14 protein-coding genes are annotated in these 16,294 nt (G+C 64.4%); 11 read left to right on the forward strand and 3 right to left on the reverse strand.

What is annotated here, in order from left to right; genetic code table 11:
• Positions 1-2: 2 nt before the first annotated feature.
• Entirely contained in the window at positions 3-1,958 is a 1,956-nt protein-coding gene (gene acs / locus EOA79_RS17130; protein ID WP_095824161.1) for an acetate--CoA ligase, read from the reverse strand.
• 304 nt (positions 1,959-2,262) lie between these two features.
• Here acs and EOA79_RS17135 point away from each other — a divergent pair, with 304 nt between their 5' ends.
• Positions 2,263-2,535: an aspartate-semialdehyde dehydrogenase gene (locus EOA79_RS17135; RefSeq protein WP_067001506.1), complete on the forward strand. Its 273-nt coding sequence runs from the start codon at positions 2,263-2,265 to the stop codon at positions 2,533-2,535.
• 163 nt (positions 2,536-2,698) lie between these two features.
• On the opposite strand, the gene EOA79_RS17140 is transcribed toward EOA79_RS17135, so the two are convergent.
• On the reverse strand, positions 2,699-3,361 hold the full coding sequence (locus tag EOA79_RS17140) for a YggS family pyridoxal phosphate-dependent enzyme (protein WP_095799960.1): 663 nt from the start codon (positions 3,359-3,361) through the stop codon (positions 2,699-2,701).
• A 142-nt stretch (positions 3,362-3,503) separates the two neighbouring features.
• Between EOA79_RS17140 and leuS the strand changes: the two genes are divergently transcribed.
• Both leuS and lptE read left to right on the forward strand, forming a co-directional pair.
• Positions 3,504-6,146, forward strand: coding sequence for a leucine--tRNA ligase (gene leuS / locus EOA79_RS17145; protein ID WP_095824160.1), 2,643 nt, complete (start codon positions 3,504-3,506; stop codon positions 6,144-6,146).
• The gene (gene lptE / locus EOA79_RS17150) at positions 6,133-6,714 is read left to right on the forward strand and encodes an LPS assembly lipoprotein LptE (RefSeq protein ID WP_095824159.1); all 582 of its coding nucleotides are present in this window, start codon (positions 6,133-6,135) and stop codon (positions 6,712-6,714) included. Before leuS ends, lptE begins: the two co-directional genes overlap by 14 nt.
• A gap of 88 nt (positions 6,715-6,802) precedes the next feature.
• Here lptE and fsa read toward each other — a convergent pair whose 3' ends face one another.
• Complete coding sequence (gene fsa, locus EOA79_RS17155) at positions 6,803-7,459, reverse strand: fructose-6-phosphate aldolase (protein WP_095824158.1); 657 nt, start codon at positions 7,457-7,459, stop codon at positions 6,803-6,805.
• Between the two features lie 90 nt (positions 7,460-7,549).
• Between fsa and EOA79_RS17160 the strand changes: the two genes are divergently transcribed.
• From EOA79_RS17160 to EOA79_RS17195, 8 genes are all read left to right on the forward strand, one after another.
• Positions 7,550-9,733: a primosomal protein N' gene (locus EOA79_RS17160; RefSeq protein WP_128293119.1), complete on the forward strand. Its 2,184-nt coding sequence runs from the start codon at positions 7,550-7,552 to the stop codon at positions 9,731-9,733.
• 34 nt (positions 9,734-9,767) lie between these two features.
• Positions 9,768-10,463 (forward strand): aspartate/glutamate racemase family protein, encoded by a 696-nt coding sequence (locus EOA79_RS17165; protein WP_095799715.1) that lies wholly within the window; start codon positions 9,768-9,770, stop codon positions 10,461-10,463.
• Between the two features lie 126 nt (positions 10,464-10,589).
• Positions 10,590-10,985, forward strand: coding sequence for a DUF4345 family protein (locus tag EOA79_RS17170; RefSeq protein WP_095799716.1), 396 nt, complete (start codon positions 10,590-10,592; stop codon positions 10,983-10,985).
• A 246-nt stretch (positions 10,986-11,231) separates the two neighbouring features.
• Positions 11,232-11,792, forward strand: coding sequence for a F0F1 ATP synthase subunit delta (locus EOA79_RS17175; RefSeq protein WP_095824155.1), 561 nt, complete (start codon positions 11,232-11,234; stop codon positions 11,790-11,792).
• Positions 11,792-13,321, forward strand: a complete 1,530-nt coding sequence (gene atpA / locus EOA79_RS17180; RefSeq protein ID WP_067001528.1) for a F0F1 ATP synthase subunit alpha — start codon at positions 11,792-11,794, stop codon at positions 13,319-13,321. Before EOA79_RS17175 ends, atpA begins: the two co-directional genes overlap by 1 nt.
• A gap of 34 nt (positions 13,322-13,355) precedes the next feature.
• Entirely contained in the window at positions 13,356-14,240 is an 885-nt protein-coding gene (locus EOA79_RS17185) for a F0F1 ATP synthase subunit gamma (protein WP_095824154.1), read from the forward strand.
• A 75-nt stretch (positions 14,241-14,315) separates the two neighbouring features.
• Positions 14,316-15,896, forward strand: coding sequence for a F0F1 ATP synthase subunit beta (gene atpD, locus EOA79_RS17190; protein WP_067002177.1), 1,581 nt, complete (start codon positions 14,316-14,318; stop codon positions 15,894-15,896).
• Between the two features lie 97 nt (positions 15,897-15,993).
• Positions 15,994-16,294 (forward strand): F0F1 ATP synthase subunit epsilon (locus tag EOA79_RS17195; protein WP_245489891.1); only part of this gene is annotated, 301 nt, incomplete at its 3' end.

Consider the following 16,294-nt stretch of genomic DNA (forward strand, 5'->3'; position numbering starts at 1 on the left):
CATCAGGCCCTTTTATTCTGCCGGTTGGCAACGAGATCGTCGACCACGGCGGGATCGGCGAGCGTCGAGGTGTCGCCCAGCGCGCCGTAATCGTCCTCGGCGATCTTGCGCAGGATGCGCCGCATGATCTTGCCTGAACGGGTCTTGGGCAGGCCCGGCGCGAACTGGATCTTGTCGGGCGTTGCGATGGCGCCGATCTCCTTGCGGACATGGGCGACAAGCTCCTTGCGCAGATCCTCGCTCGACGTCGTGCCGGACATCAGCGTGACGTAGCAGTAGATTCCCTGACCCTTGATATCGTGCGGATAGCCGACGACGGCGGCTTCCGAGACCTTGTCGTGGCTGACCAGCGCCGATTCAACTTCCGCCGTGCCCATGCGGTGGCCTGAAACGTTGATGACGTCGTCGACGCGGCCGGTGATCCAGTAGTAGCCGTCGGCGTCACGGCGGCAGCCGTCGCCGGTGAAGTATTTGCCCTTGTAAGTCGAGAAATAGGTCTGCACGAAACGGTCGTGATCGCCATAGACGGTGCGCATCTGGCCGGGCCAGGAATCGGTGATGCAGAGATTGCCGTCGGCCGCGCCTTCCAGCACCTTGCCTTCGCCATCGACCAGCTGCGGCTTGACGCCGAAGAAGGGCCGTGTCGCCGAGCCGGCCTTAAGGTCGGTGGCGCCCGGCAGCGGCGTGATCAGGATGCCGCCGGTCTCGGTCTGCCACCATGTGTCGACGATCGGCACCTTGGCGTTGCCGACGACGTTGAAATACCACTCCCAGGCTTCCGGATTGATCGGCTCGCCGACCGTGCCCAGCACGCGCAGCGACTTGCGCGAGGTCTTCTTCACATGGGAATCGCCGGCGCCCATCAGGGCGCGCAGCGCCGTCGGCGCGGTGTAGAAGATGTTGACCTGGTGCTTGTCCACGACTTCCCAGAAGCGCGACTGCGACGGGTAGTTCGGCACGCCCTCGAACATCAGCGTCGTGGCGCCGTTGGCCAAAGGGCCATAGACGATGTAGCTGTGGCCGGTGACCCAGCCGACATCGGCGGTGCACCAGTAGATGTCGCCGTCATGGTAATCGAAGACATACTGGTGCGTCATCGAAACATAGACGAGATAGCCGGCGGTGGTGTGCAGCACGCCCTTCGGCTTGCCGGTCGAGCCCGATGTGTAGAGGATGAACAGCGGGTCCTCCGCCTTCATCTTCTCGGGTTTGCAGTCGGCCTTAACGGTCGCGGCCTCATCGTGGTACCAGACGTCGCGGCCCGGCACCCAGCCGGTCTTGCCGCCGGTGCGTCGCACCACCACCACTTTTTCCACCTTGGTGCCGGCCTTGGCGGCGATGTCGATGGCCTTGTCGGTGTTGTCCTTCAGCGCAATCGGCTTGCCGCCGCGCAGGCCCTCGTCGGCGGTGATGACGATGGTCGACTTGCAGTCGTCGATGCGGCCGGCCAGCGCATCGGGCGAGAAGCCGCCGAAGACGACCGAATGGATGGCGCCGATACGCGTGCAGGCAAGCATCGCGTAAGCCGTTTCGGGAATCATCGGCATGTAGATGGTAACGCGGTCGCCCTTCTTGACGCCGTGCTTCTTCAGGACATTGGCGAAGCGGCAGACATGCGCATAGAGCTCGTTGTAGGTAATCTTCCTGTCATCGTAAGGGTTGTCGCCTTCCCAGATGATGGCGGTCTGGTTGCCGCGCTTCTTCAGATGCCGGTCGATGCAGTTGTAGGAAACATTGGTCTGGCCGTCCTCGAACCACTTGATCGAGACCTTGCCGTCGAAGGAAGTGTTCTTGACCTTGGTGAAGGGCTTGAACCAGTCGATGCGCTTGCCGTGCTTGCCCCAAAACTTGTCCGGGTTCTTCACGCTGTCGGCATACCATTTGAGATAGGTGTCGTTGTCGATCAGCGCGTTTTTCTTCCACGCCGGCTGGACGCGGTGGACATGGACATCGGACATTTTCTAGCTTTCCTCCGAAACCGTTCCGCCGGCTTGATGTGCCGACGGCATCACGGCGAAGCAGCCGTGAATTCGCGGCATTATTAACAGTTCCGCCGTGACGGCAACATTAGACGTTGGATTCGCGCGGCGGGATGACGCAGGGGCAAGTGCAAACGCCTGTCAGCACTCTCGCCTTAGGGCTGCTAACCATCTGTTTTTCCGATGGAAAACTTGGGTCTGATGTGCGAAAATCAATAGACGGTTAAGCAACGAGGCGCAGAGTTTCGCGTTGGGAGGAAAGGAGAATCAACTGAGGACGGCAATGCGCCATCATCTCGAAATGGACTTGATGCTCAGCGGCTATGGGCTGACCACAGCCAAGATCCTTTATCACTTCCCAGACCATCCCCATCTGCTGCAAAGCTATATCTGGCAGGATTACGACATCGCGCCGGAGTTTCCGGTGCTGATCCGCTTCATCGAATTCTGGAAGACCAAGCTCGACGGCCCGCTGCATTCGGTGACGTACACGCACCAGAAGCTGATCGCGCCGAACGAGTGGCGGAAAGTGGACGGGGAGTTCGTGCTGCACTGAGCGGCGCAGAGGTTCTCTGTACGTCGAATGTTTGGCGGAAACGCCCATCACTCGTCATCCGCGGGCTTGGTAGGAACGGCCCGGTTCGTTTCAAGCGCTGGCGGAAGCGTTATCGATCGATTGTCGGGTCGGTAACAAGATCGCTACCAGCGTCTCGAGGCGCTTAGCGACTGCCGAAAATCGCCGAGCCCAGCCTGACGCTGGTCGCGCCGAAGGCGATCGCGGTCTCGTAATCGCCGGACATGCCCATCGAGAGCATTGCGACGCCGGCCTCGCCAGCGATCTTTTCCAAAAGCGCGAAATGCGGACCGGGATTCTCGTCCGCCGGCGGGATGCACATGAGGCCCTCAATGGCGAGGCCGTGCACCTCGCGGCAGCGTTTGACGAAAGCGACGGCGTCGCGCGGCTCGATGCCGGCCTTCTGCGGCTCGGAACCGGTGTTGACCTGGACATAGAGTTTCGGCGCCCGGCCTTGCCTGGCGGTCTCCTTGGCAAGCTCGGCGGCGATCTTCTCGCGATCGACGGTCTCGATGACATCGAAAAGCGCCACCGCTTCCTTCGTCTTGTTGGATTGCAGCGGCCCGATCAGGTGCAGCTCGATGTCGGGAAACGCCGCTTTCAGCGCCGGCCATTTACCTTGAGCTTCCTGCACGCGGTTCTCGCCGAAAACACGCTGGCCCGCCTCGATGACCGGGCGGATATCTTCGGCCGCGAAGGTCTTCGAGACCGCAACCAGCATGACGGCGCCGGGCTCACGCTTTGCCTCGCGTTCGGCGCTTGCGATCTTCGCCTTGACCGCGCGAAGCTGTTCGACGGGGCTCGTCATGTCCATATCCTGCCCATAGTTTTAGCACCAACGCCGGATCGCCACAGTTGACGGGTCTGGCAATCCATGGTGAACACCGACATTGTCTCGGCTGCCGGCCTTGCCCAGCGCCGCGCACCCGCTTTTAAGTGAAAAACATCTGATGGCAACCGAACGATACAATCCGCGCACGTCAGAGCCCAAATGGCAGAAGGCCTGGGCCGAAAAGAAGCTGTTCGAGGCCAGGAACGAGGACCCGAAGCCGAAATACTACGTGCTCGAGATGTTCCCTTATCCCTCGGGGAAGATCCATATCGGCCACACCCGCAACTATACGATGGGCGACGTCGTCGCGCGCTACAAGCGGGCCAAGGGCTTCAACGTGCTGCACCCGATGGGTTGGGACGCCTTCGGCATGCCGGCCGAGAATGCCGCGATGCAGAACAAGGTCCATCCCAAGGACTGGACCTACGAAAACATCGCCGTCATGCGCGAGCAGCTCAAGATGATGGGCCTGTCGCTCGACTGGGCGCGGGAGTTCGCCACATGCGACGTCGACTACTATCACCGCCAGCAGATGCTGTTCCTCGACTTCGTCGAGAAGGGGCTGGTGACGCGCAAATCCTCCAAGGTCAACTGGGACCCGGCAGACATGACGGTGCTCGCCAACGAGCAGGTCATCGACGGCCGCGGCTGGCGCTCGGGCGCGCTGGTCGAGCAGCGCGAGTTGACGCAGTGGTTCTTCAAGATCACCGATTTCGCGCAGGACCTGCTGGATTCGCTCGGCCGTCTCGACGAATGGCCGGAGAAGGTCAAGCTGATGCAGCATAACTGGATCGGCCGCTCGGAAGGGCTGCTGATCCGCTGGCCGCTGGCGGCTGCAAGCTCTGCCAAGATCGGCGGCGACATGCACGAGCTGGAAGTCTACACGACCAGGCCGGACACCATCTTCGGCGCCTCCTTCATGGCGGTCGCGGCGGATCATCCGCTGGCCAAACAAGCCGCCGAGAACAATCCGGCGCTGGCCAAGTTCATCGACGAGGTCCGCCATATGGGCACCTCGGTGGCGGCGCTTGAGACGGCCGAAAAGAAGGGTTTCGATACCGGCATCCGCGTCGTCCATCCTTTCGACGACGGCTGGACGCTGCCTGTCTACGTCGCGAATTTCGTGCTGATGGAGTATGGCACGGGCGCCATCTTCGGCTGCCCGTCGGGCGATCAGCGCGACCTCGACTTCGCCAACAAATACGGCCTGCCGGTAGTCCCGGTAGTGATGCCGGAAGACGGCGACGCAAAAAGCTTCCAGATCACCGAGGAGGCCTATGTCGACGACGGCGTGATGATCAATTCGCGCTTCCTCGACGGCATGAAGCCGCAGCGCGCGTTCGACGAGGTGGCGAAGCTGCTCGAACAGAAGACGATCGGCGGCCGGCCGATGGCGGAGCGCAAGGTGAATTTCCGCCTGCGCGATTGGGGCATCTCGCGCCAGCGCTACTGGGGCTGCCCGATCCCGATGATCCACTGCGAGGCCTGCGGCGTGGTGCCGGTGCCGAAGGCCGATCTGCCGGTGAAACTGCCTGACGACATCGAGTTCGACCGTCCGGGCAATCCGCTCGATCGGCATCCGACATGGCGTCACGTGAAATGCCCGCAATGCGGGCGCGACGCGCGGCGCGAGACCGACACGATGGATACGTTCGTCGATTCGTCGTGGTATTTCGCGCGCTTCACCGCCCCCTGGGCGAACGAGCCGACCGAGCCGAAGGCGGCGGACGAGTGGCTGGCGGTGGACCAATATATCGGCGGCATCGAGCACGCGATCCTGCATCTGCTCTATTCGCGCTTCTTCACGCGTGCCATGCGCGAGACCGGCCATTTGAACCTCGCCGAGCCGTTCAAGGGCCTGTTCACGCAAGGCATGGTGGTGCACGAGACCTACCGCGTCGGCGGTCCGTCGACAAATGGGCGCTGGCTGTCGCCGAGCGAGGTCAGGATCGAGGATGCCGGCGGCAAGCGCCGCGCCATCGAGATCGCGACCGGCGAGGAAGCGTCGATCGGCGCGCTCGAGAAGATGTCGAAATCGAAGAAGAACACGGTGAGTCCGGAGGAGATCACCGACGGCTACGGAGCCGATACCGCGCGCTGGTTCATGCTGTCGGACTCGCCGCCGGAGCGCGACGTCGAATGGACCGACGAAGGTGCCGCCGGCGCGCATCGCTTCGTGCAGCGCGTCTGGCGCCTGGTGCAGATCGCGGCCGAACAGCTTGCCGACGTGAAGCCGGCCGCGGCGAGCGAAGGCGAGGCAGGTGCAGTTTCCAAGGCCGCGCACAAGATCCTTAAGGCGATCGGCGAGGACATCGAGAAGCTCGGCTTCAACCGAGCTATCGCCCGCATCTACGAGCTTGCCAATGCGCTGGCCGTGCCGCTCAACGACGTCGCCGAAGGCAAGGCTGACGCGGCGCTGAAGGGCGCCTGCCGCGAGGCCGTCGAGATCCTGGTGCATGTGATCGCGCCGGTGATGCCGCATCTGGCCGAGGAATGCTGGGAGGCGTTGGGCGGCACCGAGATGGTCGCCGAACGGCCGTGGCCTGCCTACGATCCGGCCCTGGTCGTCGACAACGAGATCATGCTGCCGGTGCAGGTCAACGGCAAGAAGCGCGGGGATTTGACAATTGCCCGCGACGCGGATCAAGGTGCCGTCGAAAAAGCGGTGCTGGCTCTCGACTTCGTGCAGAAAGCGCTCGATGGTAAAGCCCCGCGCAAGGTGATCATCGTCCCGCAGAGGATCGTCAATGTCGTTGCCTGATCCGGAAAAGTCACAGGCGGCGCGTTTGCTGCGTCGCGCTGCTCTCAGCGGCCTGATCGCCTCGCTGGCACTGGTCTCCGCCTGCACGGTGCGGCCGCTCTATTCCAGCGCGCCGCTCACCGCCGGCTCGCAGGTCGGGGCCGCCGCCGAGCTGGCGTCGATCTCGATCAAGCCGGTGAGCACGCGCCCTGCACAGCAGGTGCGCAACAACCTGATCTTCGCTTTCGGCCAGGGCTCGGGCGAGCCGTCATCGCCTGCCTATACGCTCGACCTCGGCGTCACCGAACTTGTCGAGTCGGCGGCCATCGTTCAGGTGCAGACCGAAGAGGACGAGCCGACGGCGGGCACCGTGACCCTCACCGCCAATTATGTGCTCAGAGACGCCGCGACCGGCACTGTGGTCGCGCTCGGCAAGCGCTCGATTCCTTCCTCCTTCGACCGGCCGCGCCAGGAGTTTGCGGCCTACCGGGCGCAGATCGACGCCGAGAACCGCGCCGCTCGCGAGCTCGCCGATCTGCTCAGGCTGGCGATCGCCCAGGACCTGGCCAAGAATGGCAAGAAGGCCTGAGCTGATCTCTGGGCGCCGCGCGCTATTCCCCTTCGATGCAACGAAAAGGCCAGGTTATCCCGGCCTTTTTATTGTCTGATCTCGGGCCTCAGCCAATCTTCTGGCCGGTCTTGGCCCAGTCGGCGAGGAAGGCGGAGAGGCCCTTGTCGGTGAGCGGATGGTTGACCAGCGCCTTCAACGTCGCCGGCGGCGCGGTCACGATATCGGCGCCGATCAAAGCCGCCTGCTTGACGTGGTTCACCGTACGCACGGAAGCGGTCAGGATCTCGGTCTTGAAATCGTAATTGTCGTAGATGGTGCGGATTTCCGAGATCAGCTCCATGCCGTCCGAGCCGGTGTCGTCGATGCGGCCGACGAAGGGCGAGATGAAGGAGGCGCCGGCCTTGGCGGCAAGCAGCGCCTGGTTGGCCGAGAAGCAGAGCGTGACGTTGACCATGCGGTTCATCTCGGTGCGGATCGTCTTGCAGGCCCTTAGCCCATCCAGCGTCAGCGGCACCTTGATGGCCACATTCGGCGCGATCTTGGCCAGCACCTCGGCCTCGGCCATCATCTCCTTGTACTCGGTCGCCACGACCTCGGCCGAGACCGGGCCTTCGACAATGTCGCAGATCTGCTTGGTGACCTCGGCGATCTTGCCGCCCGATTTCAGGATCAGCGACGGGTTGGTGGTGACGCCATCGAGCAGCCCCAGATCGTGCAGCTCCTTAATTTCCTTGATGTCAGCGGTGTCGACAAAAAACTTCATGGCTGTCTCCTTGGGGATTGCCTGACGCCGGCCAGGCAGATGCGGGGGTCCCCTTTGATCTAGAGCAAAGTCGGGGCAAGGTCACGCCCGATGATCGAAGATTCGCCCTTTGTCGCGGCCGCGCCGGTGCTGGTGCCGATGCCGGCCGAACGGCCCTACACTTATGCCGTGCCGCCAGGCATGCGCGTGGTGCCGGGCTCAATCGTGCGCGTGCCGCTGGGGCCGCGGCAGGTCGCCGGCATCGTCTGGGACGCCGTCGTCGAATCCGTCGATCCGAAAAAGCTGCGGCCGATCGAGGAGGTCTTCGACTGCCCGCCGATCGACAAGGCCATGCGCCGTTTCGTCGACTGGATCGCCCAATACACGCTTTCGGCGCCCGGCATGGTGGCGCGGATGTTGTTGAGGGCGCCGGAAGCTTTCGACCCGGAGCCGTGGATCGAAGGCCTGCAGCGCACGCTTGCCGAGCCCGACCGATTGACCGACGCGCGACGCCGCGTTTTGAAAACGGCCGAAGGCGGGCTTGCCTGGACGCGCTCCGGTCTCGCCCATGCGGCGGGTGTCTCCTCGACCGTCATCGATGGCTTGAGGGCACAAGGCGTGTTCGAGACGGTGATGATCCCGCCAAGGCCGGTGGTCGCCGCACCCGATCCCGGCCATGCTGTGCCGGAATTGATGCCGGACCAGAAGGCGGCGGCCGAGAAGCTGCGCGCGGCGATCGCCGCCGACGCCTTCAACGTCACCCTGCTCGACGGCGTCACCGGATCGGGCAAGACGGAAGTCTATTTCGAGGCGGTGGCGGCGGCGCTCGACAAGGGCAAGCAGGTGCTGATCCTGCTGCCGGAGATCGCGCTGACGCACGCTTTCCTCGAACGCTTCCAGAACCGCTTCGGCGCCAAACCGGCGGAGTGGCATTCGGACCTGCCGCCCCGGATGCGCGAACGCGTCTGGCGGCAGGTGGCGGAGGGTGGCGTGCGCGTCGTCGCCGGGGCGCGCTCGGCGCTGTTCTTGCCGTTCAAGGAGCTAGGCCTGATCGTCGTCGACGAGGAGCATGACCCGGCCTACAAGCAGGAAGACCGCGTCTTCTACAATGCGCGCGACATGGCGGTGGTGCGCGGCCATATCGGCGCTTTCCCGGTCGTGCTCGCCTCGGCGACGCCGTCGGTCGAGAGCCGCGTCAACGCCAGTCAGGGCCGCTACCAGCGCGCGGTGCTGTCGGCGCGTTTTGCCGAGGCGGCGCTCCCCGACCTGAAATCGATCGACATGCGGCGCGCGCCGCCGGCGCGCGGCGGCTTTCTGTCGCCTCTCCTTCTGGAGCAGATGGAGCGCACGCTGGAGAGACAAGAGCAGTCGCTGCTCTTCCTCAACCGGCGCGGCTATGCGCCGCTGACGCTCTGCCGCGTCTGCGGCCATCGCTTCGGCTGCCCGGTCTGCTCGGCCTGGCTGGTCGAGCATCGCTTTCGCGGCCAGCTCGTCTGCCATCATTGCGGCCACAATGAGCGGCGGCCGGAGGCCTGCCCGGAATGCGGCACGCTCGATCATCTGGTCGCCTGCGGGCCGGGCGTCGAGCGCATCGCCGAGGAAGTGGTGGCGCATTTCCCGGAAGCCCGCACGATCGTATTGTCGTCCGATCTCTTGGGCGGCGTGCGCCGGCTGCGGCTCGAGCTCGAGGCCGTCGCCAATGGCGAGGCCGATATCGTCGTCGGCACGCAGCTCGTCGCTAAGGGTCACAACTTCCCCGGCATGACGCTGGTCGGCGTGGTCGACGCCGATCTCGGCCTCGCCAATGGCGATCCGCGCGCCGCCGAGCGCACCTTCCAGCTGCTCAGCCAGGTGACCGGGCGCGCGGGCCGCACCGGCAAGAAGAGCCTCGGCCTGCTGCAGACCTACCAGCCCGACCATCCGGTGATGCGGGCGATCGTCTCCGGCGATTCGGAAGCCTTCTACGAGCGCGAAATCGCGGAGCGGGAGCGCGCCGCGCTGCCACCGTTCGGCCGGCTCGCCGGCATCATCGTCAGTGCCGCGACACGCGCCGAGGCCGAAACCCATGCGCGGGGCTTGCGGCGCGCGGCACCTACAGCCTCCGATCTCTTCGTGCTCGGACCGGCCGAGGCGCCGCTGTCGCTGATCGGCGGCCGCCACCGCTTCCGCTTGCTTGTCCAGGGCGGGCGGCGCGCGGACATGCAAGGGTTTATTCGAGCCATGCTGGCGGAGGGGCCGAAGCTGCGCGGCTCCGTCAGGGTGCAGGTCGACATCGACCCGCAGAGCTTCCTATAAGCGAGAAAGACAGTCCCAACGGAGTGCTCGCTTTATGAAAACCCTCGGCCTTATCGGCGGCATGAGCTGGGAATCGACGGCGATCTACTACCGACTGCTCAACGAGATCGTGCGCGAGCGGCTGGGCGGGCTGCATTCGGCCGAGCTGTTGCTCTGGTCGTTCGACTTCGCCGAGATCGCCGAACGCCAGCATGCCGGCGACTGGGACGGCGCCGGTGTCCTTCTGGTAAAAGCAGCGCGCAAGCTGGAGGCCGGCGGCGCCGAGGGCTTGATGATTTGCACCAACACGATGCACAAACTCGCCGACACGGTGCAAGCGGCCATCTCGATTCCCATTATCCATATCGCCGACGCAACTGGACACGCTGTTGTCGCCGCAGGCGTGAAGCGCCCGGCGCTGCTGGCGACACGCTTCACCATGGAACAGGATTTCTATAAAGGGCGGCTCGCCGACAAATACGGCCTGCAGCCGGTCGTGCCCGCCCAGGCCGGCCGCGACATGGTGCACCGGATTATCTATGATGAGCTCTGCCAAGGCGTCGTCAAAGCCGACTCGAAGTCCGCCTACGTCGAGGAAGTCGGCCGTCTGCGGCGCGACGAAAAGATCGACGGCCTCATCATGGGCTGCACCGAGATCACCATACTGATCGGCCAGGGCGATTTCGACATGCCGGTGTTCGACACCACGCGCATCCAGGCCGAGGCAGCGATCGACTTCGCATTGTCCTGATCGGGCGCTCTTCTGTCGCTTCTTCTCTTGCGGTCTTTTCAAATGTGCCGGCCGACATCTGGCGCGCGGATTTTCCTCGGCTAGAATGCCGGCAATTTCAGAACAAGACTTTACGAGGGGGATCAGATGGAGTTCGCGTTTCCGTGGCCGGCGAGCCAGGGCGAGTGGCTGGCATGGTCGAGCGCCGTCGTGACGCTGCTCATCGGCCTCGGCCTCTTCCTGGCGCCGAATCTCGCCTTCCGCATCCTGCGCCTGCAGGCAAAGCCGGAGAAAGCGGCGGCGATCGCCGAAGGGCGCGGCCGCATGTCGGGCTTTTATCTCGGCGTCAGCCTGTGCTGCATCCTGCTCGCACAGCCGCTGCTCTATATGGCGCTCGGCTTCTCATGGCTGTTCACCGCTTTCGGTCGGCTTTTGTCGATGATGTCGGACGGCGCCAATACACCTTTCAACTGGGCTTCCATCGTGGTTGAATTGGCCCTGGCGGCGCTGCCGCTTGCCTTCGCCTTCGGCTTCGTACCGTGAATTCGTGGCTAATCCGCCGCTCAGGCTCGGCCTTCGCCGTCTGATGCGACAAAAGTGCCTGAAACCATGCCGGACGATGCATTGCGGTCTCAAAAGGCCTGTGCTAGACGGCAATCGACTTTCGGCCGGGGATAGCGGAAGCCATCCCTCCGTGCTTGGAAAAATCGCAGTAAGGTCAAAGATTTAGCCAGAGTTTTCGCTCGCGCCAACAATCTGCGGCCTGTCAGACAAGAGAAAAGACGGTCCGTGGCCCAATCGTCATCGCCAATCTCAGCTGTCGCAGAGCGCTATGCAAGCTCGCTGTTCGAGCTCGCGCTGCAGGAAAATTCGGTCGCCCAGGTCGAGGCTGACCTCAACGATTTCGAGGCGATGCTCAATGGCAGCGCCGACCTTGCCCGGCTCATCAACAGCCCGGTGTTCTCCAGCGACGATCACGCCAAGGCGATCGGCGCGATCATCTCCAGAGCCAACATCACCGGCCTCGTCGGCAATTTCCTGCGCGTCGTCGCCCGCAACCGCCGCCTGTTCGCCGTGCCCGGCATGATCAAGGCGTTCCGCCAGATTGCCGCCGACCACCGTGGCGAGGCGTCCGCCGAAGTCACCTCCGCGCATGCGCTGACGGATGCGCAGCAGGCCGAACTCAAGGCGACGCTGACGGGAATCGCCGGCAAGGACGTGGCCATCGCCATGACCGTCGACCCGTCGCTGCTCGGCGGCCTGATCGTCAAGATGGGCTCGCGCCAGATCGATACGTCGCTCAAAACCAAACTCAATTCGCTCAAGCTTGCACTGAAAGAGGTCGGCTGATGGACATCCGCGCCGCGGAAATTTCCGCAATTCTGAAAGACCAGATCAAGAATTTCGGCAAGGAGGCCGAGGTCTCCGAAGTCGGCCAGGTTCTGTCCGTCGGTGACGGCATTGCCCGCGTCTACGGGCTCGACAACGTCCAGGCCGGCGAGATGGTCGAATTCCCGGGCGGCATCCGCGGCATGGCGCTGAACCTCGAAGCCGACAATGTCGGCGTCGTCATCTTCGGCAACGACCGCGACATCAAGGAAGGCGACACCGTCAAGCGCACCGGCGCCATCGTCGACGTTCCGGTCGGTCCCGGCCTGCTCGGCCGCGTGGTCGACGCGCTCGGCAATCCGATCGACGGCAAGGGCCCGATCCAGGCGACCGAACGCCGCCGCGTCGACGTCAAGGCGCCCGGCATCATTCCGCGCAAGTCGGTGCATGAGCCGATGTCGACCGGCCTCAAGGCCATCGACGCGCTGATCCCGGTCGGCCGCGGCCAGCGCGAACTGGTCATCGGCGACCGTCAGACCGGCAAGACCGCCATCATCCTCGACACGATGCTGAACCAGAAGTCGGTGCACGACAACGGCCCGGAGAAGGAGAAGCTCTACTGCGTCTACGTCGCCGTCGGCCAGAAGCGCTCGACCGTCGCGCAGTTCGTCAAGGTGCTGGAGGAGCGCGGCGCGCTCGACTACTCCATCATCATCGCCGCGACCGCGTCGGATCCGGCGCCGATGCAGTTCCTGGCGCCGTTCGCCGGCTGCACCATGGGCGAATATTTCCGCGACAACGGCATGCATGCCCTCATCAGCTATGACGATCTGTCGAAGCAGGCCGTCGCCTACCGCCAGATGTCGCTGCTGCTGCGCCGCCCGCCGGGCCGCGAAGCCTATCCGGGCGACGTGTTCTACCTGCATTCGCGCCTGCTGGAGCGCGCCGCGAAGCTCAACGACGATAATGGCAACGGCTCGCTGACCGCGCTGCCGATCATCGAGACGCAGGCCAACGACGTGTCGGCCTACATCCCGACCAACGTGATCTCGATCACCGACGGTCAGATCTTCCTCGAGACCAACCTGTTCTTCCAAGGCATCCGCCCGGCGGTGAACGTCGGTCTGTCGGTGTCGCGCGTCGGCTCCTCGGCGCAGGTCAAGGCGATGAAGCAGGTCGCCGGCTCGATCAAGGGCGAACTCGCGCAGTACCGTGAAATGGCGGCCTTCGCGCAGTTCGGCTCCGACCTCGACGCCGCCACGCAGCGTCTGCTCAATCGCGGTTCGCGCCTGACGGAGCTCCTGAAGCAGCCGCAGTTCTCGCCGCTCAAGACCGAAGAGCAGGTCGCGGTGATCTTCGCCGGCGTCAATGGCTATCTCGACAAGCTGGCGCTGAATCAGGTCGGCAAGTTCGAGCATGGCCTGCTCAGTCACATGCGCTCGGCCGGCAAGGACGTGCTCGACGGCATCCGCAAAGAGAAGGCGCTGTCGGACGACCTGCGCGGCAAGCTCAAGGCCGAGATCGACGCCTTCGCCAAGACCTTCGCTTAACGAGCAGCCGGACGCACGGGATCAGGTTTGAAGCATGCCTTCATTAAAAGACCTTCGTAACCGTATCGCCTCGGTCAAGGCGACGCAGAAGATCACCAAGGCGATGCAGATGGTCGCCGCGGCGAAGCTGCGTCGCGCGCAGGAAGCGGCCGAAGCTGCGCGTCCCTATTCCGAGCGGATGGGGGCGGTGCTGGCCAACATCACCCAGGCGATCGGCGGCGGCGGCGATGCCCCGGCGCTGATGACCGGCACCGGCAGGGACGACGTGCATCTGCTCATCGTCTGCACCGCCGAGCGCGGCCTGTGCGGCGGCTTCAACTCCCAGATCGCGCGCCTGGCCCGCGAGCATATTCGTAAGCTTCTCGCCGACGGCAAGCAGATCAAGATCATCTGCGTCGGCAAGAAGGGTTTTGACATCCTGCGCCGCGAGTGCGGCTCGCTGATCCTCGAGCGCGTCGACTTGCGCGAGGTCAAGACGCTCGGCTTCGTCAATGCCGATGCGATTGCGCGCAAGGTGATCAACCTGTTCAACCAGGGCGGCTTCGACGTCTGCACGCTGTTCTATTCGCAGTTCAAGTCGGTGATCAGCCAGATTCCGACGGCGCAGCAGATCATCCCGGCGGCCCCGGCTTCCGCCGCTGCCGAGACGAGCAACGGCGCCACGGCCGTCTACGAATACGAGCCGGAGCCGGGCGAGATCCTCTCCGACCTCATCCCGCGCAACATCGCGGTGCAGATCTTCCGCGCGCTGCTGGAAAACGCGGCTGGCGAGATGGGCGCCAAGATGAGCGCGATGGACAATGCGACGCGCAACGCCGGCGACATGATCAACAGGCTGTCGATCACCTACAATCGCCAGCGGCAGGCGCAGATCACCAAGGAACTCATCGAAATCATTTCGGGCGCCGAGGCGCTCTAGACGCGCCCCGCCGCCGAGGCCATCGACCTCGCGGCAGAAGGCGTGAGCAACAGACAGACGAAAAGGGCAAAGACGATGGCGAAAGCAGCTACCCCGAAGACCGCCGCCAAGGCGGCACCGGCCCCCAAGGCGGCAAAGGCTCCGGCAGCAGCCGCGAATGCCGCTCCGGCCAAGAAGGCGGCCGCTCCGGCCAAGGCAGCGGCTCCGGCGAAGGCGGCCAGCGTTGCGGCGAAGCGGGTCGGCGCCGCCGGCAAGGTGCGCCAGGTCATCGGCGCCGTCGTCGACGTCCAGTTCGAAGATCATCTCCCGGCCATTCTGAATGCGCTGGAAACCGACAATGTCGGCAACCGCCTCGTCCTCGAAGTCGCCCAGCATCTCGGCGAGAACACCGTGCGCTGCATCGCCATGGACTCGACCGAAGGTCTCGTGCGCGGCCAGGATGTCTATGACACCGGCGGACCGATTTCGGTGCCGGTCGGCCCGGGCATGCTCGGCCGCATCATCAACGTCATCGGCGAGCCGGTCGACGAGGCCGGCCCCGTCGACGCCGTCGAAATGCGCGCCATCCACCAGCCGGCTCCGGCCTATGTCGACCAGTCGACAGAAGCGCAGATCCTGGTCACCGGCATCAAGGTTCTCGACCTGCTGGCGCCTTATGCCCGCGGCGGCAAGATCGGCCTGTTCGGCGGCGCCGGCGTCGGCAAGACCGTGCTGATCCAGGAGCTGATCAACAACGTCGCCAAGGCCCACGGCGGCTTCTCGGTGTTCGCCGGCGTCGGCGAGCGCACCCGCGAAGGCAACGACCTCTATCACGAGTTCATCGAATCGGGCGTCAACAAGAAGGGCGGCGGCCAGGGCTCGAAGGCCGCGCTGGTCTACGGCCAGATGAACGAGCCGCCGGGCGCGCGCGCCCGCGTCGGCCTGACCGGCCTCACCGTCGCCGAGTATTTCCGCGACCAGGGCCAGGACGTGCTGTTCTTCGTCGACAACATCTTCCGCTTCACCCAGGCGGGCTCGGAAGTGTCGGCGCTGCTCGGCCGCATCCCCTCGGCCGTGGGCTATCAGCCGACGCTCGCCACCGACATGGGCGCGCTGCAGGAGCGCATCACGACCACGACCAAGGGCTCGATCACCTCGGTGCAGGCAATCTACGTTCCGGCCGACGACTTGACCGACCCGGCGCCGGCCACCTCCTTCGCCCACCTCGACGCCACGACCGTGCTCAACCGCGCGATCTCGGAAAAGGGCATCTACCCGGCCGTTGATCCGCTCGATTCGACCTCGCGTATGCTCGACCCGATGGTTGTCGGCGAGGAGCACTACCAGGTCGCCCGCCAGGTGCAGTCGATCCTGCAGCGCTACAAGTCGCTGCAGGACATCATCGCCATCCTTGGCATGGACGAGCTGTCGGAAGAGGACAAGCAGACCGTTGCCCGCGCCCGCAAGATCGAGCGCTTCCTGTCGCAGCCGTTCTTCGTCGCCGAAGTGTTCACGGGCTCGCCCGGCAAGCTGGTCGACCTTGCCGACACCATCAAGGGCTTCAAGGGCCTCTGCGCCGGCGATTACGACCATCTGCCCGAAGCCGCCTTCTACATGGTCGGCGGCATTGAGGAAGCGGTCGAGAAGGCGCAGCGCCTGGCGGCTGAAGCGGCGTAAAGAAGCGAATAGCGAATAGGGAGTAGCGAATAGGGATCAGTGGGCCGGCCGAGTTTTTCACTACTCGCTACTCGCTATTCCTACTCGCTAGATTGGCATGGCTGAAGCTTTCAAGTTCGAATTGGTCTCGCCGGAGCGGCTGCTCGTTTCCGAGCAGGTCGAGTCCGTCGTCATCCCGGGCGCCGAAGGCGAGATGACCGTGATGGCGCAGCACGCTCCGGTCATGACCACGATCAAGCCCGGCGTCGTCACGGTGAAAACCGCGGCGGGCAAGGAAGAGCGCTACGTCGTGTTCGGCGGCTTCGCCGACATCCTGCCCTCCGGCTGCACGCTGCTGGCCGAATCGGCGGTCGCCGTCGGCGCCATCGACCGCGCTCGCCCCGCCCCCCGCATCCAGG

The sequence above is a fragment of the Mesorhizobium sp. M1A.F.Ca.IN.020.03.2.1 genome, assembly GCF_004023205.1.
Lineage (GTDB): Bacteria > Pseudomonadota > Alphaproteobacteria > Rhizobiales > Rhizobiaceae > Mesorhizobium.